Consider the following 23,360-nt stretch of genomic DNA (forward strand, 5'->3'; position numbering starts at 1 on the left):
AAACGGTACATCCTCATTAGACATACCGTTTTCTTTGATTTGATATTTAATTGTGTATATTAAGCTAATATAAACCTTATTATTTAGTCCTATAAATATATATTTCTTTCTCCGCCTTAAAGTTCGTCAAATCTACAGCCCTTATATTTATCTTATTCTGCCCCAAGTTAAGAGGAATTTTTATTTCTTTATCTAGTACAACTCCCCCCTCTGCCATGGTCTTATGCGTCTTATCAGCTATATCAATAAGAGAATCTCCATTATACAGTTTTAACCTTAGTGAATCATCCTCAGAATGTACCTTTATTGTCACGCTGTCTGAGTCAAGTTCTCTTTTCATCACTTCATAAGTTAGCACAGGGTCTTTAAGGTCGTAGAAGGCTCTTCTTACTATACTTGCCTTCTCTCCCTTCTCTGTAACTGCCTCAACCCTTATGTTCACACAGAACTCAGATACAGGAAGAGCAGCTGAAAATGTATAGCCTATGCCTCTATAAGGCGAAGCACCGCCATAAGCATACTTCTTTTCCATAGCAGTTATGTCTTTTCCGCTTAAAGTTATTGTATCGCTTATAGCTTTTCCTTTTTCATCTACCAGCTTTACCTCAATAGTCTTAACCTTATCATCCTTCTTCACATTGCCTATGAAGCCCTCAATATTTACCGTCCTATCATTATTTGAAGGAATTACCGCCAAGAGTGCAGGACTTTCTAAAAATACTACAGGATATTTGGTTTTAGTATTATTTGTTCCATTATATCCGTCATCAACAAGATCATTTCCATAAGGTCTGCTCAACCTGTCTGTTGTGCTTCCTTCATAGATAACTTCAAGTTCCGTATCATCATCCAGCGTAGCATATATATTTAAGGCATAACGGTTATTAGGATAATCATACCCCTCTGCCCCACCTAAAAGGTCGAAATATGCTTTTTTCTCAAGTATAATTTTTTCACCATTCTTTTTATGAAGAATAACTCCGGTCACAGCTGCCTTCTTACCTTCATCAGTAAAAATCATATTTAATTTTAATTTACCGCTTTTTATATATACAGTTTTATCTTCCCCAAGAGCTACATCTTTTCCATCTAACTGCATTTTACTAAACTTTTCTAATCCGACCTTATCAAAGCTCACCTTTATATTTTTACTCTCAACTTCTTCAGGCATAGCCCCTTCCTTAAAACCTGTAACAATCTCTCTACCGGTTTTCAAGTTGTTAATTGTAAAATTAAGACTTCTATTAGGTCTGTCATAAGAATAATTAAACTCTTCCCTCATCTCAGGCTGTACTACATCATCTCTAATAAGATATTTTATAGAACTTCCTTCTCTTATATAAAGCATACTTATATGATAACTATCATCAGGCATAACAAGTTTGAAATCAACTTTATCATTTAAGGTATTATAAGCAGGCTCTGTCATCAGTTTTCCGTCAGCATAAGTTGCCACCTTTTTATCCTTCATCGAATTATCAAAGTTTAAGAATCCTACCGACACATAGCTCTTATCTTCTCCGGTTCTCACACTTGTACTGTTCTGATTACTGAGATAATCCTTAACTGTAATATAAATATGTGAGGCATCCGCAAGATAATAGGTATTTACTTCTATTTCCCCTTCTCTGTATCCATTCCTGTTTACATATATTCTGGCACTGTCTGTAGGATTGCCGGGAATCATGTCCTCAGTTATGATAAGTTTCCCATTTTCTATCTTAGGGAGTACTTTACCGTCTTTTTCTTCTTCATCTACAAAATGAAACATCAGATATTTGCCAAACTTAGGCTTCCCAAGCTTTAAATCTTCCTCACTAAGCCCATTTATCTGAGGTTTTGTTCTAGAATCCGATTTAGTTTCATCTTCTACTGCTAACGGCTTTTTCTTACGAGGCGGATCAAGACTTATTCCCGGTGGCAAGGCAGATCCATTCCCCTTATTCTTATTTTCTGATTCGGCAAATTTCATAGAATTAAGGTAAATCTGCTCTATACCGCTTCCTGTATCTTTTACCGTAAATTTAACTTGCTTAAGCCTTGTTTTTCCCTCTACACTTTTTACTTCTATATTATCGCTTACGAGAGGTGCTGTATTATCTACTCTAATAGGGTATTTATAAATCTGTTCTGTATTTCCTCCCCCTGCATTGCCGCTATTTAACTTTGCTTTTATTTGATATACATAGTTTACATTTTCTGAGGCAATCTTGCCATCTATTCTTCCATCCCACCACGAATCAGGCATTATATTAAAACTTCTGTTTCTTCTTAAGTTGTTCAGTTTTCTAACTTTTAGAGATTTACCTATGTTCCTCAGCACTTTTCCTGTATCACCGTCTAAAATGGAATACTCAATTTCTTCCATATTTCTAAGCGGTGCAAGTCTTACTGCCACATCTCTATGGTAGGTGCCGGATGGCGAAAAATACAGTGTATCATCTACAATAGGGAGTCTTAGTGTAGCACTTGTCATAAACATAGATGAAGCAGAATCTGCTTCTTTATTTACATAAAACTGTACTCCTCTTTTTTCCTCACCGACTTCCTTTACACTAAAAGCATCTATCGCCTTTCCGCTTTCCCAGTCTCCATAAAAACCAAGAAAAGGAATACTAAGAGTGTTCTCAGCCTCATTTTTATTTTTAAGCTCTATAAAGCCCTCAATATAATTATTTTTTTCAATCTCATAATCTTTAGTGTAATCAAAGTCAAGATCTATCTCTTTTGTAGAATTGGCAGCTACTGTAACTTCATTCCCTTCAAAACTCTGCCCATTTCCCACCAGTACAGGTTTTTCAGTCTTATATCCATTTATGGTAGGGTCATATACAGTCTTTGTGTGAATTGTATATGTCTTCTCTACATCTCCAAAGTTTTCAAGAGTAAGTTTTGCCTTAAATTTTGCTTCTGCTACTTCTTTTATTTCAAGTTTTCCATCCGCATTATTATCATTTGTACCTTCAGCCCTCACTACTACAGTAGTATTAAGTGCATTTTTAAGATCTAATGCTCCACTTCCCTGCTGTCTCACAAAATATGGAGTACCATTTTGATATTCTACAGGCTTTGCCGTATTCATAAGTAAAAGTTTTATAAAATCTGCCGTATTCCCTATCTGAATATTTTTGCTTTTTAAATACTGTTTTATTACAGCACTCGCTCCCGCAACCTGCGGTGATGCCATAGAAGTGCCCGACATATTCTGATACTTATCATCTTCTGCTGTAGAATAAATACCTCCTCCGGGTGCAGTAATTTCAGGCTTTATCCTAAGATCCGGAGTAGGCCCCCAAGAAGAAAAGTAAGATAATCTGCCTGCTGTCGGATGATTAAAAGGTATTTCTTCCATATTAATATTAAACTCAAACCTCATACTCTTCATACTTGCTTCTTTTAAAGCATTATAAGTACTTCTTTTAATCCTTGCTACAGTTATATCGCCTGCATCCTCTCCAAGACTTATCCTTCCACCCATCCTCTCAGGATCTGATTCAGGATTATAAAAAACTATTGCCTTCGGCTCAAGCTCAGCCACCTTCTTAAGCTTTGCTATAAAGTATTTTTTCTTAGCCGCATCTGAAATCAGCTCCATTACAGCCAAGTTGCCTTTAATCTTACCCTGTGTATAAACATCATCTTCTTTACCATCGGAAACATCCACCCATAAACCGGTAATTTTATCTGTCGGAGCATTATTTCCGGGAGTTACATCTGCCTGAGCTATAACTTCTTTCCCATTCTCCATCCAGCTTATTGAATTAGAATATCTTTTTAAATTATCCATAGAGGCTACTGCAAATGAACCCTCATCAAGGGCAGGGTTTGCTATTAGTGCCGTATCGTAATTACCTGCAAGAGGCTTAACTCCATAAGTGTTGCCATCAGTTATACTACCGTCATTGCCCGCTGCCACAGCCACCACAACTCCGGCTTTTCTTGCCTTTTCAAACATTTCTATCTCAGGATACTTCTCTCCCTCTACCGAAAATCCCGCCGAAGAACCAAGGCTCATATTTACCACATCAGCTCCGAGTTCTATGGCATCGTCCATAGCCTTTAGCCATATGTCCGTAAAAGTAGTAGGATATTGTAAGTCATCCGAGAATACCTTTAGGGCAAGTATCTGTGCATTCGGTGCTACTCCGTAAATATTTTTTTCATTATCATTTGCACCCACTATACCCGATACATGCATTCCATGCATCACTCCATAGCTGTCATAGAGATTTGTATTAAAATCATAATAATTGTAGCCATAAGGAATTTTAGTTGTATAATACCTTCCACTCAATCCCTTTTCTGCTATAAGCCTGTTCACCTCTGTTTCAGAGAGTTTAGCAGTCTTTTCATCGTCTAACTTAAATGCCTTGTGATTATAATCTATACCCGAATCTATGACTGCAACTACAGTACCTTCACCCTTGTATCCTAAGTTATTTGCAAAACCTGAGCCTGTCATCTCATCTGAATTAGAAAGCAGAGGTCTTTCAAATTCCTCAGAAATATAAACATTTTTTACTCCTCTTACTTCATCAAGCTTATCTATATCCTTTGCTTTAACACTAAGAGCAATTCCATTTAAAAGGGTATCATAATTTCTTATTTCTGATATGTCTGCATCTATATCACTTTTTTTTATTTCTTTAACAACTTCATTTTGTTCTGATATAAGCTCTCTTTTCTTCTCCTCTATAAAGCTCTCACTAAGTGCTGAATAATCTACATTTCTCTCATTCGCTGCATCTATTATGGAATCTTTTTCAAGCTGTACAATTACCCTTACCTTCTTATCTTCTTCCTTAGAAAAGTCTTCATTTTTCAAATTAGCATCTACATTTTCTGATAATACAGTTTCTGCTTTTACACTCTCTCTATAACTAAGGCTTGATATGCTTAACGCAGCAGTTAAGATAGCTGCTAACAATCTTCTCTTCTTAATCATTTACCTCATCCTCACTTACTCTACTATTATATCTACTGCAAATTTTACTCTGCCGTAATCTTTTTCTCCAATCACAACATTTTCTTTTACCTGAACAGTCAATGTATAACTTCCCTTAACTCCTTTTTTTACTAATTCCATAGAGCTACCGGTCCACACTACTTCAAACTCTTTTCCTGTGTTCTCTCCTGTTAGTTTAAGCCCGACATGACCCTTTTCCGGCAAAGCAATGCTCTCTCCTGCCTTAAACTTAAGTTTACCTCTCTTGTCTGTCTGCTCACATAAAAGTACATAGTCCGTTGATGGTCTTTCTTCACTTGTTATATTAGGATAATAACTCCATTCTCCTGTACTTCTACCCGGCACCTCACCCACACTTTGATATAATTCAGGTCTATATTCATCTGTTGCAGGAAGTTTTTCAGTTTCTTGTTTCTCTGTTATATTAATATTCTTTTCATCTTGGTTGGTTTCTTTGTTTTTCGCCTCATTCATATCCGCTATGTTTTTATTATCTTTCTCATTTTTATTTTTCTTATTTTTGTCTTTTTTATTATTCTTCTTTTTTTTATTCCTTATTTTTCTAACTTTCTTATTCTTTGTTTTCTTATTTTTCTTATTTTTCTTATTTTTCTTATTTTCCTTATTTTCCTTATTTTTTACTTTCTTCTTTTCTTTTGCAGCCTTTTTCTTAAAGACTGTGGTTTCCGTTTTAGCATTATTACTTTCTCCATCCGCATAGACCGGAGTCAATATACCCAAACTGATAATTAATAACCCACAAAGTATAGATAATAGCCTTCTTTTAATCTTCATCATTTCACCTTTCATTACATAACAATTTAATGATTTGCAACCCATTCGCAATTATATCACTATTTTTAAAATTTGCAACCCATTTGCAAAAATTTTTTTAAACAATCTTTCTGTACCAAATACTGATTACAATTGTAAAACTAAATATTTAAACAAAAAAATAGAGTAACCGGTTTAACTTAAACCTAATTACTCTATCTCTTCATTATAATAAATTGTTTATTTTAATCTAAATCTTCCTACTAGCTCCGTAAGGGTATCTGACTGTGCACTCTGTTCTTCACTGGATGCTGCTGTTTCTTCAGCTGTAGCAGCATTATTCTGAGCTGACTCTGAAATCTTATTTACACCCTTTGTAATTTTATTGATTCTTTCAGACTGAACTGCCACTTCCTGAATTACACTTTCCATAATCCCTACACTCATGCCTGCCTTTTCACCAACTTCCATAATAGAATCCACCATTCCGGATGAAAGTCCTAAGCCGACTTCTACAGCTTCAATAGTCTGTCTTACAAGGTCATCTGTTTCAGCTGTTACCCTCTCGCTATCATTTGCAAGTTTCAATTCTAAATTATTTGTGTCAAGTACTCGTTGGCAAATTTCCTTACCTTTTTCTTTTATCATTGTTTTTTTATTTTTTTGTACCACAAACAAGCCCAGGTTGTATGCTGAACAGATATTTTCTATTTAGTTACCAAGTATAAATTTCCTTAATGCCTTTCTACCCGCGGTTAATGGTGTACCAGTTAGTGGAAGACTTCCCCTGCTCACTTCCATATAAGGCAGCCCAAGCCTTGAACATAATCACATCTTAATTCCCTAACTAATGCTAATTCCTCCTCTCTTTCTACACCTTCCACACAGATAAGCAATCCAAAATTCTTACAAGCACTCATTATGCCTTCTAAGAATTTCTTATTTTGTTCTGATTTAATGCTTTCTTTTACTAAGCTCTTGTCTATCTTTACTACACTTGCGTTGACAAATGTGATTATGATATAACACCAATAATTGTTATCCTTATTTGATTTTTAGGTTGACAATATTCACTTTTTGTGTTATTTTATTAGAGTATAAAGGAGAATATATGGCAACAAAAGAAAATTTATTGAAATTGCTTGAAGAAAATAGAGGAATCTATTTTTCCGGTGAAGACATAGGCAGTGCACTGTCAGTTTCAAGAACATCTGTATGGAAAGCAGTCAAAGCCTTGCAGAGCGAAGGATATGATATTTGTGCAGCAACAAACAAAGGTTACTGCCTTGCAAAAAACACCGACATCATCTCTAATCAAGGCATACAAAAATATCTAAGCGAAACAAACAAAAGCCAATTAGAGCTAACCGTTTTGCAAAGCGTAACCTCCACCAACTCCTTCTTCAAAGAAAAGGCAATCAACGGAGCAAAGGAAGGTAGAGTAATCATTGCAGGCGAACAAACAGCAGGTAGAGGGCGAGCCGGCAAAAGCTTTTTCTCTCCCAAAGACACAGGTATCTATATGAGCCTTTTATTAAGACCGACCGAAGAAGAAAAAAACAAAGTTTCAAAAGTCACAACCATTGCAGCCTTAGCTATGAGCGAAGCAATAGAAAAAGTTTCAAATAAAAAAGCTGCCATAAAATGGGTCAATGACATATTTGTTAACCACAAAAAAGTGTGTGGGATTTTGACAGAAATCTCTTTAGACTTAGAAAGCCGAAATATAGAATACATAATCTTAGGTCTTGGAGTCAATGTCTACGAGCCACAAAACGGATTTCCAAAAGAAATAAAAGATATTGCAGGAGCAATTTTCAAAAAATCTAAAGCGGACTCAAAAAATAGACTTATAGCAGGTTTTTTGGAAAGATTTTTCAAATACTATAAATCAGAAAATATTGACAGCTATGTTGAAAAATATAGAAAGAAATGTTTTGTCATAGGCAAGGAGATATTTGTAATCAAAGGAAAAGAAAAACTCCAAGCCTTCGTGAGAAATTTAGACAACAACTGCCACTTGCAAGTCACATACCTTGACGGAAAGCAAGAGATTCTTTCTTCTGGAGAAATCAGCTTAAAACTTAATAAAATTTAATATCCGAAAGAGAGATTATATGAAAAACATTAAAAACATTAAAAACTTAACCTATTGTGCCCTATTCGTTGCTCTAATAACCGCAGGTGCTTTTATCAAAGTGCCGGTGCCTGTGGTTCCATTCACCTTACAGCTGCTATTTACTATGCTTGCCGGTCTGCTACTTGGAGCAAAATTAGGCGGCATCACAGTTAGCATTTACGTTCTGATGGGTTTGATAGGCTTTCCTGTATTTACAGAAGGTGGAGGGTTAGGATATATCTTCAACACAAGCTTTGGATATCTTATCGGTTTTGCAGTAGGTGCTTACGTCACAGGGCTTATAGCAAACAAAAAATCTGCTCCAAGCTACAAAAGACTTTTAGTTGCAAACTTTGTCGGACTTGCCATCGTGTACGCTTTTGGAACAGTCTACCTCTACCTAATAAGCAACCTCTACCTTGGTAGAGCCATCAGTGCTTGGACAGTTCTTCTATATGGCTTCTTTTTAGCAGTTCCCGGAGACATAGCCTTGTGCTTTTTAGCAGCAAATTTAGCCAAAAGACTCATTCCTATTATGCAAAAAGACTTCCATCTTTATAAAGGCTTAAAAGGCTAATAACACCATATACAAGATAGAAAAATGGATAAAAAAATGAAAACTAATTTAAATGTCAAAGACATAGCTAAAAAAGTGCTTGACCGAAAAGAAATCACCAAAGAAGAAGCCTTGTATATCTACGACCAAGACTTAAACCAGCTCCAAAAATATGCCAACAGAATAAGAGAAAAATTTTGCTCAAACAAATTCGACCTTTGCACTATAATAAACGCAAAGAGCGGCAACTGCTCCGAAAACTGTAAATTTTGTGCCCAATCTGCGAAAAGCTGCACACAAATTCAAAAATATCCCCTCCTATCAGCACAAGAAATCATACGCCAAGCCAAAATAAACCACAAGCAAGGCGTTCTTAGATATTCCATAGTAACCTCAGGCAAAAAACTTTCAAACAAAGAGGTTGACGAAATGTGCATTGCCATAAAAAGAATAAAAGACGAAGTCGGCATATCAGTTTGCGTATCCTTCGGACTTTTAGACGAAGAACAATTTAAAAAAATTAAAAAAGCAGGAGCTTCAAGAGTGCATAACAATTTAGAAACCTCAAAAAACAACTTTCCAAACATCTGTACCACCCACACCTTTGAAGACAAAATCAAATCAATCAAAGCAGCCAAAGCAGCAGGGTTATCTGTATGTAGCGGAGGGATAATGGGTCTTGGCGAAACCAAACAAGACCGAATAGATATGGCATTTAGCCTAAAAGAGCTCGGCATAAAAAGCGTGCCTATCAATATGCTAAATCCAATAAATGGCACACCTTTGGGACACAACCAAAGACTGACAAAAGAAGATATGCAAAGGATCGTAGCCACCTACAGATTTATATTGCCGGACGCCTCGATAAGATTGGCAGGAGGCAGAGGACTTCTTGAGGACAAGGGCGAAGCTTGCTTCAGTTCAGGAGCAAACGCAGCCATTTCAGGCGATATGCTTACAACAGTAGGCATCACAGTAAAAAAAGATATCCAAATGCTCACAGCTCTAAACTATGAAATAGGTTTTTTCGAAAAAGATTAAAAAATATATAAAAAAGAGGATAAAATGGGAAAAAAGCTATTTATAACGGGTACAGGTACAGACGTAGGCAAAACCTACGTTTCAGCCTTAATCTTAAAAAAACTTAATCAAAACAAAGAAAAAGCAGCCTACTACAAAGCTGCAATGAGTGGTAACATCAAAGCAAAAAACGGAGAGCTTATACCGGGTGATGCAAAATTCGTAAAAGACATTTCACAAATAGACCAAAGCCTACAAACGATGTGTCCCTATGTTTATGAAGCAGCAGTCTCACCACATTTAGCTTCAAGATTAGAAGGTAATCCTGTTGATATCAAAGTTGTTATGCAGCATCTTACCCGCTTACTGACAAACTACGACTACATAACAGCAGAGGGTTCAGGTGGCATCTTATGCCCACTTAAATTTGATGAAGGTGAGCTATCACTCACAGACTTCATAAAACAAGGAAACTTCCCCTCAATAATAGTTGCAGACGCAGGACTTGGCACCATCAACTATGTCGGCTTGACAGCCTATTATATGCAAAAAGAGGGCTTTAAAATAAACGGAATTATCTTCAACAACTTTGAGCAGGACAACATTTTGCACCAAGACAACCTGTTTATGTGCAAACACCTCACAAGTCTACCTGTAATAGCCCTCGTAAAAAAGGGCGACACCGATATAGATATCCCAATAGAAAAATTAAAAGCTCTATACGAATAAAAATAAGCTATTATTATAAAAATTTAAAAATAAGAAAATTTATATTGTTTCACTTAATCTATACTATGCTAAAAAAAATAATAAGGTTTTAGTAAAAAGTAAATTCAATATAAAATAATGTGAGTAATTGGAGGATAATTGATATGCTTTGGTATCCATACGAACAAATGAAAACTATGAAAAAGCCCTACAAAATCATAAAGGCAGAAGGTGTGTACCTATACACAGAAGATAACAAAATGATAGACTCCGTTTCCTCTTGGTGGAGCACTATTCACGGATACAACAACCAAGAAATAAATGATGCTATCAGAAACCAGCTTGACAAATTTGCCCACGTAATGTTAGGAGGACTAACACACGAACCGGCAGAAAAGCTTGCCGAAAAACTAAAAGAAATATTGCCGGGAGACTTAGACTATTGCTTCTTCTCAGACTCCGGTAGCGTAGCAGTAGAAGTTGCTCTAAAAATGGCACTTCAATACTATATGAACCAAGGTCAAAAAGAAAGAACAATGGTATTAGCCCTTGAAAAAGCCTACCATGGAGACACCTTCAAAGCAATGGAGGTCGGTGATGATGAAGACTACCATTTTGTGCTAAAAGCCTATGGAAAAAGCCAAAATGTCATTCACATACCAACCGACATAGACGCTTTAGATAAAGCCTTTGAAAAATATCATCTAAAGCTAAACTGCTTCATAGTCGAGCCACTACTTCAAGGGGCAGGCGGTATGCAAATGTATGACATATCATTTTTAAAGCGAGCAAGACAGCTTTGTGACAAATACAAAGTGCTGCTAATCTTTGACGAAGTCGCAACAGGCTTCGGAAGAACAGGCAACAGATTTGTAGCAGACTTAGTTCAGCCGGACATCATAGTCCTTGGTAAATCACTCGTAGCAGGCTATATAGGTCACGCAGTAACAGTATCAAGCAAAAAAGTCTTTGATGCCTTTTATGACAACAGCAAAGACCGTGCTCTGATGCACGGTCCGACCTTTATGGCAAATGCTTTAGCTTGCACAGTCGCACTTAAATCTATCGAGCTATTTGAAAAAAATGACTATATATCAAAAATCAAAAAAATCGAAGAAATCTCAAAAAGAGAGCTAAAAGACTTCACGGACGAAAGAATAAAAGAAATAAGGATAATGGGAGGCTGCACCTGCATAGAAGTGTTTGATACCAAAGATTTGCAAGGCTACCAAGACTTCGCCTACAAAAAAGGTGTATTCTCTCGCCCATTCCTTAAATATATGTATTCAATGGTGCCATATATCATAACAGAAGAAGAATTAGTCAAGGTATTTCAAACAATGAAAGACTGGTTCAAAAAATAACAAAAATCTCTAAAACAAAGATTTTTCCTTTGCTTTAGAGATTTTCTTTAGATGATAACATACAATTATGCGAAGTTGCCGCTATACACCCCACCACTACTCACCTCCACGTGTTTGTTAGTCTATTAAATAAATTTTATAACCTCATTGTTGTCTTTCGTAAAAAGTATCATTCGGAAAATCCTTTAATTTTATCAAGCGTATTATAGCTTTAAATCTTTAGCATAAGTATGCATTAACAGATCACTAAAATCGTACAGTTCCATTGGCTTAAAAAAATAAAAGCCTTGAACATAATCACATCTTAATTCCCTAACTAATGCTAATTCCTCCTCTATTTCTACACCTTCCACACAGATAAGCAATCCAAAATTCTTACAAGCACTCATTATGCCTTCTAAAAATTTCTTATTTTGTTCTGATTTAATGCTTTCTTAACTAAACTTTTGTCTATCTTTACTACACTTGCGTGGTATCTGATTAAAAAAGAAATAGATGAGAATGCACGCACCTGCAAAGCTCTAACTCTAACTTATTTAAATAATGCCTATCAAGTATATCTTTATCAGAAAGTACGCACACTTCATTTTCACATATATTGTTCTTCGCTACAGTTATTGGTAGTGTCAAAAGACACCCTTTGTTTTCTTATAAAATCTTTATTTTCAGGGGTTTTGCAAATAAAAAAGCAATTCCCCCCTTTTTAAGGTATAATGTTAATCGCCAAACCAACATAACCAAAAAGGAGTTAATTGCTCATGAACATTATACTTTATTTACTTCAAATCATTCAATACCAATATAAAATAATTGGCCAACTTTTTAATTTCATTTGTAGATATATTCCACTCAAGCAGTGGGCTTTCGATGATTCTCACTCTCCGAAGTACCAAAAATTTAAGGTTGATGAACTCCCTAGAATCATATCCTACGAACAGGACTGGAAGTGGAATGATCTTATTCCTTGTAGACAAACTCCAAGGTTCTTCTAACATGCCTGGTAAATGGCAACTACTAATATTCCTAGGGCAACAACGAATATTAAAAATGCAACAGGCCAAAGGCTCTAACTGTTCTTAGATTCTGAGCCAGAGGTAAGAAAACAGCCACCGCGCAAGCGGCTTGCCCTTGATGGCTCATAAAAGAACTGCTACACTGCTGTAAGCGACGGAGAAGTACTAACTGTTCTCATCATCTTCGCCGTCGGTAACGACCTTCCAGCAGTTCTTGTTGTGCCGTCAAGGGTGGCGTACTGCTAACACAGCCTAAAATATCTACAGTTTTAAAGGTGTGAAAGTGCTTTTTTCTTACTAATATTTTTTCATATTTTAGTTGACACTATCGGTATTATTGTTGTGCGGTCGCCAAACCTGTACTTATTATACCACAGGAGGTCTTTTCTTGAAGCTAAAGCTATTTGGGAACTCACCGGCATAGCCGGTGGTTTATTTTTATTGTGATATACAAACAGGCTGGCAAGTACATTATTTACCCGCCAGCCTTAATCTTTTATTTATCCAAATTTACCAAACTATTATATACATCCTGTATTTCTAATGGTTTATAGAAATAGAAACCTTGAATTGTATCACATCCTGCCTCAGTAACTATCTTAAGCTCTGCTTCTGTTTCAACTCCTTCTACACAAACCAGCTTATCAAAGTTATGGCAAGCAGAAACTATAGTTTCCATAAATATCTTGCTGTCCGATGAATCCGACATTTTCTTCATAATGCTACGATCCAGCTTAACAATATCTGCCGGATATTTAAGCAACATTTCTAAAGAAGAATATCCCACACCAAAGTCATCAAGTGCCATCCTTATATTCATTCTCTTACAGCTTTCAACAAATTCCAAAAGCTTTACAGGGTCATCATTGTAATGTGTTTCTGTAAGTTCCATTACCAACCTGTTTCCATCTATACCATAGTCTTTAAGTATTTTCTCCATATAAGGAAGTAAGGTTTCATCTTTTATCTGATAATAGCTCACATTAAAGTCTAAGTAAAAATCAGGAAGATATGAATTTATCCTCTTACAAAGTTTAGCAGCTTGCTTGAATATCCACTTACCTACAGTAGGCATCAGATTATTCTTTTCAAGTATAGGCACAAATATCATTGGCGAAATATTTTGTCCAAGATACTTCCAGCGAAGTAACATCTCTCCTCCCACTATTTGATGGGTTTTAGACGAAACTATAGGCTGCATAACTACCCTAAAATTATTCATATTATTGGCAACATCCCTGCCTATTTCAAGCACCATCTGTTTCTGTTCACGATGATCACTTAAAGTCTGCTCCGAATATATTATATCTATTTCAGGCTTATTTTTAGCTATGTCTAACACGCTGCTAACATCTGTCATTATCTCAATTACCGACATATTTGAGTCTAATTCTCCTAAGATTCCTACTCCACATGGATAGCGGATAGGGAGGTTATATTCAGAATATAAATCACCTATTATTTTCTTTATCTCTTTAGATATTTCCTTCGCTCCCTTTTCACATTTTTCAGAAACCATAAGTAGGAAACGTAATCCATCAAGCCTATAAAACTGTATGTTACTATCAAAATTCTTTAAAAGACCTGTAGCTATATCTTTTAACAAGTTGTTTCCTATATTTCTGCCTCTTATCTCATTTATCTCTCCAAATCCATTCAGGCGAAAACATAAGAAGAAAGCCTTTTTCTTGTTATAAAAGATAGTACTTATATCACGCATTGCCGCCTTTTCTCTAGGGAAGTTTGTTATAGGGTCGGTATCAAAGGCATGATTTAGTCTGGATACATGACCGCAGAAAAATAACGGTTTTTCACCTGCATCGTCCCACTTTATGTAACCGAAACAGCGAATCCAAAATTCTTCTCCGCTCTTATCCACAACCCTGTATATAAGGTCATGTACATTTTTCTTAAGCTTAAGCAGCTCTTCTATATCATTTTCATAAAGTTCTAAGTCTTCTTTATACGGGATAAACTTCTTCCATCTGTTCAAAAGGTCATGTACTACATTGTTTTCAAAACCCCAGTTCTCCTTCATACTATCCGAAAGATACCATGCATCTTTTTGCAAATCTCCAAAATATGGATAGTTCTCACCCATTGCCATTGACTTGAAGAATACATCCAAACTGAAGTAATTATTTTCTATAAAGCGGTAAAGCAAACTGGTGTGTGTATCATTAAAGTTATCTAAGAAATTATCACTTCCACCTGCCCTCCTGTCGCGGATTTTACCTGAGCGAGGATCAGGCTTACTAAAATATATTGCTTTATTTTTACGTAATATACTCTCAGCCTCAGCCAAAGCCTCGTATGGATTGAGCGGAAACTCATTTGTCCAATATGAACCAAACACCATTCTATATTTTCTCTTATTGATTTCACCCTCAAACTGCGATATAAGTTCTTCAAAATATGCACTGTTTATATCCACACATACAACTACAAATCTTTCTCCTGCTATTCTGTAAATGCTGTAAGTATTAAAAATTTCTTTTAAAAAGTCATTACAGCGACATATCATTACATCGCCTTCTTCAAAACCATGCTCATCATTGGTAGTTTTAAGTTCAGAAAGATCGCAGTAAACTATTCCCAACTGTTTCCAAACTTCACTTTTCTTAAAATCAAGTTCCAGTGCTTTTTTATTAAGTGCCAGAGTAAGAGGGTCATGATACTTATCATATTCCACTCTCTCCTCAAGGTTTCTATGTCTTATAACATACGAAAAAAGTGCACCTATCCTATACAGGAGCGATATTAGTTCTTCTTCCCATAAGCTTTCAGGATTATCTATTCCTAAAAATCCCACCAGTTTTTTATGAAGATAGATCGGTACTGATATAAGTGAATGTATATCCTGAGGTTTCAGTGTAGCATACATTTGCGGATATTCAGCCTTTATTGTCTCTACATCCGGTATTATTATAGGCTTTTTTTGTTTAAACATCTCAATCCAATAATCTACTACTGAAATGCTCTCATTCTGAAGTAATTCCTGCTGAGGAATTATTCCGTCAGCACACCATTCATATGTATTGCTTATCGTCCCATTACCGTAGTCTATTTCAAAAACATATGTTCTTTCACAGCGACAGATTTCACCTAAAAATTTCATCAAATCATCAATATTGATATTTGAACCATCAGTCAATGAATCCCACAATAGTTTGCCTAAATACTCAGTAATAGGGGAAGTATCTTTTAAATTCAGTCCTTCTTTACTCATAACAACCTTACTCCCTTAAGCTTTTTATTAAAAATTTACATTTCGCCCATGGCCGCAAGTTTCTCAGTCTGGTCTGCAACTATTAGATTTTCAATTATTTCCGTTAAATCTCCTCCCATAACTCCATCTATATTATGTGTAGTAAACTTGATTCTATGGTCTGTCACCCTTCCTTGAGGAAAATTATAAGTACGGATTTTTTCAGAACGATCTCCACTTCCTACCTGACTCTTTCTATCAGCAGCTTCTGCAGCATGTGCCTTTTCACACTCAAGTTCATATAGCCTAGAACGAAGTACCTTCATGGCCTTATCCTTATTCTTAAGCTGCGACTTCTCATCCTGACATGAAATAACTATCCCCGTCGGTATGTGCGTAAGCCTTACAGCTGAATCAGTAGTATTTACACACTGTCCTCCATTTCCTGAAGCCCGAAACACATCAAACTTAATATCATTAGGGTCTATGGTAACATCTACTTCCTCTGCCTCAGGTAAAATAGCTACCGTGGCAGCAGAAGTCTGTAATTTCCCATTAGATTCTGTTACAGGAACTCTCTGTACCCTGTGGGTTCCGCTCTCATATTTGAGCTTTGAAAATGCTCCCTTTCCATTTATAAGAAAGGTCACTTCCTTAAAGCCTCCCAGCCCATTTTCATTAAAGCTCAAAATCTCAGGTTTCCAGCGATTATTTTCTGCATATTTACAATACATGCGATAAAGCTCTGAAGCAAATATAGCCGCCTCATCTCCGCCTGTACCTGCTCTTATTTCAACTATAACATTCTTATCATCATTTTTATCTTTTGGAATCAAAAGCACCTTCAGCTCCTGTTCAAAAACAGGCACAGCCGCCTTTGCCTCTGCAAGTTCTTCCCTTGCAAGCTCCTTCATCTCAGGATCACTTTCTTCTGCTATCATTCTAAGACAGTCTTCAATCTGCTCATTATTAGCCTTATATTCTTTATACTTTTCAACTATGGGCTGAAGGTCTGCCTGCTCCTTCATAAGACTTCTAAACTTATTCGGATCAGAAGCTGCCATCCCTGAAGCAAGCTCATCAGTTATTTCTTTATATCTTCCTGCGAGCGTTTCAATACTCTCAAACATCTATTTTCCTTCCTAATTGTTAAAATAATAACATAGTTATCTTACCTTACTACGAAACCAATACTTATTGTACACTAAAACTGTTACATTACGGTTACACCTGTCTTTTTTGCTGCCTTAACTGTGGCTTTTGCCACTGCATCCTTCACCCTTTTTTTACCCGAAAAACATATTAGTTCTGTCTGTGCTCCCCACAAAGCTTTTTCAGGAACATTTACTTCTCCCATAGAATCTCTTTCAATCCTATACCTCATGGCATCCTCCTATTTTCATCCCTTAAAATTCGCCATAACTATCCTGTCTAAACCTGAGTAGTCCTTAATTATCCTAATATCCGTAAACCCATTGCCATATAAAATATCAGAAACTTCACCGCCTTGATTATATCCTATTTCATAGAAAATTACAGCATTTTTATTTAAATATTTAGGAGCGGATTCAGAAATTTTTCTATAAAATTTCAATCCGTCTTTATCACCGTCCAGTGCCAGCCTTGGAATATAATCACGAACTTCAGGCTGCAGTTTCTCAATTACATCTGTTTCTATATATGGTGGATTAGAAACTATGATATCAAATTTTTCATTTATCTTATCAAACAAATCACTCTGTAAAAAATCCACAGCAGAGGCTTTCAGGAGCAGAGCATTTTCCTTTGCCACCTCCAAAGCTCTCTTAGAAATATCCAGTCCAACTATTTTACTCGGTTTGCCCAAAAGACTTATAGAAATAGCAATACAGCCTGAGCCGGTACATAAATCCAGTACACTTTTATCATCACAGCATTTTAATACTTCTTCGACCAAAAGCTCAGTCTCCTGTTCCGGTATCAGCACATCCTCATTCACCTTGAAGGTAAATCCCATAAAATCTCTATTTCCAAGTATATAAGAAAGAGGGATTCTCTTGCTCCTTCTCTCTATAAGCCTCAAGAATTCCTCTACCTCATCAATATCCGCTTCATATTCAGAACGCAAAAAATACTCAGCTCTACTAAGTCCTGAAACTGCTTCAAGCAAATACCATGTATCTGTTTCCGCCTCTTCTATATTTGCTTCTTTCAGTTTATCAGTTCCTGTTTTAATAAGTTCTCTATAACTAAGTTTTTCAGCATCCATTATTTCCTTTTACCTTTATTTTTACTGTTAAAAAAATGATTAAATGCATTCATTATTTCATCATCTTCTGACGATGTTTTCATGCCAACGACTTTCTCACTCTTCCTGCCTGTCTCAACAAGTAGAGGTTTATTATTCTTATACCACTTATCTTCCTGAACTGTCACTTGTTTTTGTTTTTGTGGTTCTGTTTCAGCCACCTGTTTACTGTCAAGAACTGCTGCCGCCTTTATGGCAACTTCTATCATCTCTTCTCCCGGTTCATCGGAAGCAATTCCATGTACCAATAAGAGCGGAAGGTTAAGAAAAATTGTAACCATATTCCTGCCATTTAGCAAAATTTCCCTGCCTTCATAGACAAGGGCTGCTACTAACGGCACAATACACAGCCTTACAAAAATTCTAATCAGGCTGTTTTCAACCCTTACAAACATAAATAAAATTAAGCTTACCAAAATTACTGTAAAGATGAATACGGTACCACATCTATAGTACTGTCTGCTCATCCTCCTAACATTGGAAACTGTCAATGGAATTCCTTTCTCAAAACAGTTTAGAGTCTTATGTCCTGCTCCTAAATACATATACATCCTTTTAATTTCCGGAAATGTGGAAATTAAGATTACATATAAAATTAACAGCACTAATCTTATTATCCCCTCGAATAATATCCTTAATGAACCTGTCCCAACAAAACTCCCCAAAACAGCATTAATTCCATATGGCAAAACAAGGAACAGTCCTATCGCAAGTGAGATTAATGATATTGCAACAAGCAGCTGTAAGTTACCGTTTTTATCAGAAGTTTTTCCTCCATCTTCCTGCTCTTCATAAAACTTACCAAGAGCAGAAAAGTTTTTTATCCCTAAATATAATTCCTCTATAAAGTCCGCAATCCCCCTTATAAAAGGCATTGCTAATAGTCCTTTTCCTCTTGAAACATTGTTGAATCTCTCTACTGTCACTTCAATGTCGTTATCAGGTTTGCGGACTGCTACTGCATATTTATCTGCATTTTTCATCAATACACCTTCAAGAACAGCCTGTCCGCTCATCCCAAAAGCTCCCATAAAGTCCTCCTAAAAAAATAAGACCATCGCATCGGTGATTCCGTCTTTCCATAACATTTTCTGCTATGTTGACGCTCTCGTCTTCCTGCGACAGTCTCTCTTTTCCTGTATTAGTCCTGCTTGATTCCGTATCTACGATTGAACTTATCAATAGCACCACGAGCTGATGCAGCTCTCTGCTGTCCTGTGTAAAATGGATGACACTTTGAGCATACTTCAACATGGATAGATTCTTTTGTTGAACCTGTAGTAAATTCATTACCGCAGTTACATACTACCTTACACTCATGATACTCTGGATGGATTCCTTCTCTCATAATTATTCACCTTCCTCACTAATCTGATTGGATTTTGCCAATCTATCTAATATAAACAACTCTATCATTATAACACAGTAATATCTTATTTGCAAGATACTTCTTCTAATTCGAAATATCCTCATAACGCCCACTGCATTCAGTACTCAGTGCACTGTCAATCAGCCAAAAAAGTTCAAGCACACTCCTAAAATATTCCTCAGCATCTCCTTCAAGCCATTTGACTGTCCCCTGCCAACTGGCATTATTTCTATATTGTATTCTTATGGCAAATGTTGCCATCTTCCCCTTAGAAGCATGGTCTTTATCTGTAAGAAATAAGGTTCTTGAATCCGGATGTGAATATTTTGTAAAACTCCTTTTTTCCATTCCGCTCATAGGGCAGCCTATTTCATCCATAAGTGAATCCAATTCCTTTATAAGCTGTTGAAAACTTCTTATCTGAACACATTGAGTATAAAACGGATTATATAGTTTTCCGGAAAAATCCGCACTGCTATAGTTGTCAACGGCTATTACACTCGTTCTAAATGCTTCCGAAATATGTATTTTCTTAGTACTTATATCTCCCATAAACACCTCCATCACACTCTTAATTCTATTATCGGACTCCCCTTGCCCTCTATATAATCCCTGGTAATTATAACTTTACCTATATTATTATCCTTAGGTATTTCATACATTATATCTAACATAAATTCCTCTATGATTGCCCTAAGAGCCCTCGCTCCCGTCTTTCTCTCAAGCGCCCTCTCTGCAATAATATCTTTAGCATCTGCAGAAAATTCAAGTTTAACTTCATCCAGTTCCAGTAATTTTTCATATTGTTTTAAAATTGCATTCTTAGGCTCTGAAAGCACCCTTATAAGCATATCTTTATCAAGTTCTTCTACCGCAAACACTATAGGAAGCCTTCCTAAAAACTCAGGAATCATACCATACTTTCTCAAATCTTCCGTACTCGTCTTACTTAGTATATTCTTATCATTATCATACTTATCCTTAAGGTCAGCCTTAAACCCTATTGCAGCTTGATTATTCAGCCTCCTTTTCACTATCTCGCTAAGATCCGGAAAAGCTCCGCCACAGATAAAGAGTATGTTCCTTGTATTTATAGCAGCCATAGGTACCATAGCATTCTTATTGGTAGCCCCTACAGGTATTTCTACCTCCGAACCTTCCAAAAGCTTAAGAAGTCCCTGCTGTACAGCCTCACCGCTCACATCCCTGCTATGTGTATTCTTCTTCTTTGCAATCTTATCTATTTCATCTATAAATACTATGCCATGTTCTGCCGCCTCCACATCGTTATCTGCATCTGCAAGCAGCTTACTAAGCACACTTTCTACATCATCACCTATATATCCTGCCTCTGTAAGTGTAGTAGCATCTGTAATAGCAATAGGCACTTGTAAAAGCCTTGCAAGGTTTTTTACTAAATAAGTCTTACCGCTTCCTGTAGGTCCAAGCATAAGCATATTGGACTTCTCTATTTCTATATCTTCTTCTTTTCTTTCTTTTTCAGCAGCCACCCTCTTATAGTGGTTATAAACAGCAACAGCCATCTGCTTCTTAGCTACTTCCTGCCCTATAACATACTCATCCAGTTTTTCCTTTATTATGTGTGGAGCAGGAATATTATTAAAATCTATTTCCGCCTTTTTCTTTTTCTTCTTATTCTTCTTTTTTAAATTGCTCTGCCCCTGAAACATCTCCGGCAAAAAGCCGAAACTGAACATAGGAGGATTTTGTCTACTGCTTTCCGCCTTTGTATCTTTTTCTTTCTTTTCCTTATCTTCAGCATCTTCCTTTTCCTGCTCTTTTGGAACAGGTTTTTCCGGTTCCTTATTATCCGGCTTGAACTCTGCCATATTAAAATACTCTGACATTGGAGATGCATTAAAAGCATTGAGTGTTTTTTGCATACAGTCATTACATATAGTTATGTTTGGTGGCAAATGAAGCATACTACCCACCTTACTTTCAGTCCTTCTACATATATAGCAAATTTCTTCTGTCATTTTAAATCCTCTTCTTCAATAATGGGTTTTACTTTAAATATAGATAGTATAACTCTTTGAATAATAGATTGCAAGTGTGCTGTTTTAAAAGAAAACAAGGGATGGTTTTATTCCATCCCCTGTTTATTCTCAAGTTCCTTTTCATCCCCATCAGGAACATATGCTACAATATCACTTATCTCACAGTCCAACAGTTTACATAACTTATTTATTGTTGCCGTGGTTATATGTCCGCCTTTTCTTATGTGGTTGAGCTGCGAATTACTAACTCCATGTTGCATTATTAGTTTATACTGCGAAATCCCTCTCTCCTTTAAAACCTCCCAAAATCCATCATAACTAATTATAATAATCACCTCTTTTACTTAATCTCAGGTTTCAAAGTTTCCTATATTTCCTGTATTTAGAAATACTGTCTGCTAATAGGTATTTTAGATTAAGTTAATTTTAAAGAATTAGATCCGAGTACATATATCTAGCTTTAGATTATCATTAATTCTTATAAAGTCAATATTAATCTTACTTATTAATTGCACTTTATTTATCAGTTTATTCGTCAAAATATACAAGGGTGCAATTATGGCAACAAGCAAATACCAACTTGGCCTTATTTTTAAATGATTTTCTTTAGATAAAACAGCTCTTTATCAGCTCTATAATTATGTCCTGTTCCTCTTTGATCATTTTAATATCACTTGGCAGGCAGAGTCCCCTGTCAAAGATATCAGAACCTGCATCAACAAAGTTTTCTTCAAGTTCTCTTACACTTCCTTTTTCAGTAATAAAATCTTTCTCTCTGAAATATGGCTGCAAATGCATAGGCTTCCATATCGACCTGCTTTCTACATTATGCTTTCCAAGCACCTCCCTTATTTCCTCCGGTGATGTCTTACCTCGTTCACTTATATAAAGTTTATCACCAAAATTTAGATTATTATACTTTGCTCTCTTATAAATTTCAATAGGGCTTAACGCTTTATCAATAAAATTTTTATCTCTCACGGCAAATGAGTTTGTTCCACCCGTCTTATCACCTTCATAATTCGGTATAAAACGACTTCTGTCCTGAGGAGCCATAGCATCCTTATCTATTATAATACAGGAAAGCCAATAGTTAGGATCTGCACCCTCAAGTATAGGATTCATCTGAAGAGGAAGATTTTTTAACCCCTCTTTATAACGTTCATAAATCTCTTTTTTCTTCTCTTTATGTTCATCCAGGTGAAGCAGCTGACCTCTTCCGATACCTGCAAGGATATTTGACAGTCTGTAATTATAACCAAGCTCCTGGTGCTGATACCAAGGATAAGGCTCTCTTGCCTGAGTAGACCAAAACTTAGCCTTATTAATGGCTGCTTCATTTTCAGAAATAAGCATTCCGCCGCCTGATGTGGTTATTATCTTATTTCCATTGAAGCTGATTACATTATAATGACCAAAAGTACCTGTCTTTTTCCCCTTGTATCCTGCACCAAAAGACTCTGCCGCATCTTCTACAAGTACAGCTCCATGCTCATCGCATATAGACCTTATCTCATCAAGTTTTGCAGGCATTCCATAAAGGTCCACCACCACTACACATTTTGTATCTGGATACTTAAGAAAGGCTTTACGAAGTGCTGTAGGGCTCATATTCCAGCTTTCATACTCACTGTCAATGAATACCTGCTCCCCCTTCTCATAAGATACCGGGTTTACTGTTGCCGAAAATGTTAAGTCCGAACAGAATACCCTATCCCCTTCCTTAACTCCTGCTAACTTATAAGCCAGATGAAGTGCTGCTGTTCCTGATGCCAAACCTACGCTATGAAGACTACCACCGAGATATTTACAGACTCCTTGTTCAAGTTCATCTAAGTTTTTACCTATTGTAGAAACCCAGTTTGTATCAAATGCCTCCTTTACAAACTCCTGTTCTTCTCCATGCATTGTAGGAGAAGAAAGCCATATTCTATTTTCAAATTTTCTGATTTCCA

The 23,360-nt window shown here is 36.3% G+C and carries 20 protein-coding genes and 1 pseudogene; 6 read left to right on the top strand and 15 right to left on the bottom strand.

The genetic code is table 11. The annotated features are described in order from the left end of the window. Nucleotides 1–79 precede the first annotated feature (79 nt). The 4 genes from ACTTKP_RS04555 to ACTTKP_RS04570 form a co-directional block, all read right to left on the bottom strand. Nucleotides 80–4,945 carry a S8 family serine peptidase gene (locus ACTTKP_RS04555; RefSeq protein WP_442552721.1) on the bottom strand — a complete coding sequence of 1,622 codons (4,866 nt, stop codon included), beginning with the start codon at nt 4,943–4,945 and terminating at the stop codon, nt 80–82. A 15-nt stretch (nt 4,946–4,960) separates the two neighbouring features. After that, nucleotides 4,961–5,761, bottom strand: a complete 801-nt coding sequence (locus ACTTKP_RS04560; protein ID WP_442552722.1) for a hypothetical protein — start codon at nt 5,759–5,761, stop codon at nt 4,961–4,963. Between the two features lie 219 nt (nt 5,762–5,980). Next, complete coding sequence (locus tag ACTTKP_RS04565) at nt 5,981–6,412, bottom strand: hypothetical protein (RefSeq protein ID WP_442552723.1); 432 nt, start codon at nt 6,410–6,412, stop codon at nt 5,981–5,983. Nucleotides 6,413–6,531: 119 nt separating this feature from the next. After that, nucleotides 6,532–6,762: an EAL domain-containing protein gene (locus ACTTKP_RS04570; protein ID WP_442552737.1), complete on the bottom strand. Its 231-nt coding sequence runs from the start codon at nt 6,760–6,762 to the stop codon at nt 6,532–6,534. A gap of 89 nt (nt 6,763–6,851) precedes the next feature. On the opposite strand from ACTTKP_RS04570, the gene ACTTKP_RS04575 reads away from it, so the two are divergent. The 5 genes from ACTTKP_RS04575 to bioA all read left to right on the top strand — a co-directional run bounded on the left by ACTTKP_RS04575 (nt 6,852) and on the right by bioA (nt 11,507). Then, complete coding sequence (locus tag ACTTKP_RS04575) at nt 6,852–7,838, top strand: biotin--[acetyl-CoA-carboxylase] ligase (protein ID WP_442552724.1); 987 nt, start codon at nt 6,852–6,854, stop codon at nt 7,836–7,838. A 19-nt stretch (nt 7,839–7,857) separates the two neighbouring features. After that, nucleotides 7,858–8,436, top strand: a complete 579-nt coding sequence (locus tag ACTTKP_RS04580; protein ID WP_442552725.1) for a biotin transporter BioY — start codon at nt 7,858–7,860, stop codon at nt 8,434–8,436. 24 nt (nt 8,437–8,460) lie between these two features. Further along, entirely contained in the window at nt 8,461–9,456 is a 996-nt protein-coding gene (gene bioB, locus ACTTKP_RS04585; RefSeq protein ID WP_442552726.1) for a biotin synthase BioB, read from the top strand. Nucleotides 9,457–9,480: 24 nt separating this feature from the next. Then, nucleotides 9,481–10,164, top strand: coding sequence for a dethiobiotin synthase (gene bioD, locus ACTTKP_RS04590; RefSeq protein WP_442552727.1), 684 nt, complete (start codon nt 9,481–9,483; stop codon nt 10,162–10,164). 143 nt (nt 10,165–10,307) lie between these two features. Further along, entirely contained in the window at nt 10,308–11,507 is a 1,200-nt protein-coding gene (gene bioA / locus ACTTKP_RS04595) for an adenosylmethionine--8-amino-7-oxononanoate transaminase (RefSeq protein WP_442552728.1), read from the top strand. Between the two features lie 203 nt (nt 11,508–11,710). Here the strand turns inward: bioA and ACTTKP_RS04600 are convergent, their stop codons facing one another. Further along, nucleotides 11,711–11,935 (bottom strand): EAL domain-containing protein, encoded by a 225-nt coding sequence (locus ACTTKP_RS04600; protein ID WP_442552738.1) that lies wholly within the window; start codon nt 11,933–11,935, stop codon nt 11,711–11,713. Between the two features lie 330 nt (nt 11,936–12,265). On the opposite strand from ACTTKP_RS04600, the pseudogene ACTTKP_RS04605 reads away from it, so the two are divergent. Beyond that, a pseudogene (locus ACTTKP_RS04605) lies at nt 12,266–12,457 on the top strand (transposase); the annotation flags it as partial. Between the two features lie 559 nt (nt 12,458–13,016). Here the strand turns inward: ACTTKP_RS04605 and ACTTKP_RS04610 are convergent. The 10 genes from ACTTKP_RS04610 to ACTTKP_RS04655 all read right to left on the bottom strand — a co-directional run bounded on the left by ACTTKP_RS04610 (nt 13,017) and on the right by ACTTKP_RS04655 (nt 23,355). Further along, nucleotides 13,017–15,749 (bottom strand): EAL domain-containing protein, encoded by a 2,733-nt coding sequence (locus ACTTKP_RS04610; protein ID WP_442552729.1) that lies wholly within the window; start codon nt 15,747–15,749, stop codon nt 13,017–13,019. Between the two features lie 35 nt (nt 15,750–15,784). After that, a complete protein-coding gene (gene prfA / locus ACTTKP_RS04615; protein ID WP_442552730.1) occupies nt 15,785–16,858 on the bottom strand; it encodes a peptide chain release factor 1 in 1,074 nt (357 codons plus the stop codon). Between the two features lie 83 nt (nt 16,859–16,941). Beyond that, nucleotides 16,942–17,112, bottom strand: a complete 171-nt coding sequence (locus ACTTKP_RS04620) for a hypothetical protein (protein WP_442552731.1) — start codon at nt 17,110–17,112, stop codon at nt 16,942–16,944. Nucleotides 17,113–17,127: 15 nt separating this feature from the next. Next, nucleotides 17,128–17,976, bottom strand: coding sequence for a peptide chain release factor N(5)-glutamine methyltransferase (gene prmC / locus ACTTKP_RS04625; RefSeq protein WP_442552732.1), 849 nt, complete (start codon nt 17,974–17,976; stop codon nt 17,128–17,130). After that, on the bottom strand, nt 17,976–19,046 hold the full coding sequence (locus ACTTKP_RS04630; protein ID WP_442552733.1) for a DUF1385 domain-containing protein: 1,071 nt from the start codon (nt 19,044–19,046) through the stop codon (nt 17,976–17,978). The genes prmC and ACTTKP_RS04630 overlap by 1 nt, the downstream gene beginning before the upstream one ends. A 110-nt stretch (nt 19,047–19,156) precedes the next feature. Then, nucleotides 19,157–19,363, bottom strand: a complete 207-nt coding sequence (rpmE, locus tag ACTTKP_RS04635; protein WP_023354429.1) for a 50S ribosomal protein L31 — start codon at nt 19,361–19,363, stop codon at nt 19,157–19,159. 105 nt (nt 19,364–19,468) lie between these two features. Continuing rightward, on the bottom strand, nt 19,469–19,936 hold the full coding sequence (locus tag ACTTKP_RS04640; RefSeq protein ID WP_442552734.1) for a hypothetical protein: 468 nt from the start codon (nt 19,934–19,936) through the stop codon (nt 19,469–19,471). A gap of 11 nt (nt 19,937–19,947) precedes the next feature. Further along, on the bottom strand, nt 19,948–21,384 hold the full coding sequence (gene clpX / locus ACTTKP_RS04645; RefSeq protein WP_442552735.1) for an ATP-dependent Clp protease ATP-binding subunit ClpX: 1,437 nt from the start codon (nt 21,382–21,384) through the stop codon (nt 19,948–19,950). 107 nt (nt 21,385–21,491) lie between these two features. Then, complete coding sequence (locus ACTTKP_RS04650; protein WP_442552736.1) at nt 21,492–21,740, bottom strand: helix-turn-helix domain-containing protein; 249 nt, start codon at nt 21,738–21,740, stop codon at nt 21,492–21,494. A gap of 271 nt (nt 21,741–22,011) precedes the next feature. Further along, on the bottom strand, nt 22,012–23,355 hold the full coding sequence (locus ACTTKP_RS04655; protein ID WP_442552739.1) for a DegT/DnrJ/EryC1/StrS family aminotransferase: 1,344 nt from the start codon (nt 23,353–23,355) through the stop codon (nt 22,012–22,014). Nucleotides 23,356–23,360: the final 5 nt, after the last annotated feature.

The sequence above is a fragment of the Catonella sp. genome, from assembly GCF_052169795.1.
Classification (GTDB): domain Bacteria; phylum Bacillota; class Clostridia; order Lachnospirales; family Lachnospiraceae; genus Catonella.

Bases quoted from the DNA above. Each gene is read 5' to 3' on its own strand.
- bioB (WP_442552726.1), top strand. From the start codon at position 8,461: ATGGATAAAAAAATGAAAACTAATTTAAATGTCAAAGACATAGCTAAA.
- ACTTKP_RS04630 (WP_442552733.1), bottom strand. From the start codon at position 19,046: ATGGGAGCTTTTGGGATGAGCGGACAGGCTGTTCTTGAAGGTGTATTG.
- ACTTKP_RS04640 (WP_442552734.1), bottom strand. From the start codon at position 19,936: ATGGGAGATATAAGTACTAAGAAAATACATATTTCGGAAGCATTTAGA.
- clpX (WP_442552735.1), bottom strand. From the start codon at position 21,384: ATGACAGAAGAAATTTGCTATATATGTAGAAGGACTGAAAGTAAGGTG.
- ACTTKP_RS04575 (WP_442552724.1), top strand. From the start codon at position 6,852: ATGGCAACAAAAGAAAATTTATTGAAATTGCTTGAAGAAAATAGAGGA.
- ACTTKP_RS04610 (WP_442552729.1), bottom strand. From the start codon at position 15,749: ATGAGTAAAGAAGGACTGAATTTAAAAGATACTTCCCCTATTACTGAG.
- prfA (WP_442552730.1), bottom strand. From the start codon at position 16,858: ATGTTTGAGAGTATTGAAACGCTCGCAGGAAGATATAAAGAAATAACT.
- prmC (WP_442552732.1), bottom strand. From the start codon at position 17,976: ATGGATGCTGAAAAACTTAGTTATAGAGAACTTATTAAAACAGGAACT.
- rpmE (WP_023354429.1), bottom strand. From the start codon at position 19,363: ATGAGAGAAGGAATCCATCCAGAGTATCATGAGTGTAAGGTAGTATGT.
- bioA (WP_442552728.1), top strand. From the start codon at position 10,308: ATGCTTTGGTATCCATACGAACAAATGAAAACTATGAAAAAGCCCTAC.
- ACTTKP_RS04555 (WP_442552721.1), bottom strand. From the start codon at position 4,945: ATGATTAAGAAGAGAAGATTGTTAGCAGCTATCTTAACTGCTGCGTTA.
- ACTTKP_RS04580 (WP_442552725.1), top strand. From the start codon at position 7,858: ATGAAAAACATTAAAAACATTAAAAACTTAACCTATTGTGCCCTATTC.
- ACTTKP_RS04560 (WP_442552722.1), bottom strand. From the start codon at position 5,761: ATGAAGATTAAAAGAAGGCTATTATCTATACTTTGTGGGTTATTAATT.
- ACTTKP_RS04620 (WP_442552731.1), bottom strand. From the start codon at position 17,112: ATGAGGTATAGGATTGAAAGAGATTCTATGGGAGAAGTAAATGTTCCT.
- bioD (WP_442552727.1), top strand. From the start codon at position 9,481: ATGGGAAAAAAGCTATTTATAACGGGTACAGGTACAGACGTAGGCAAA.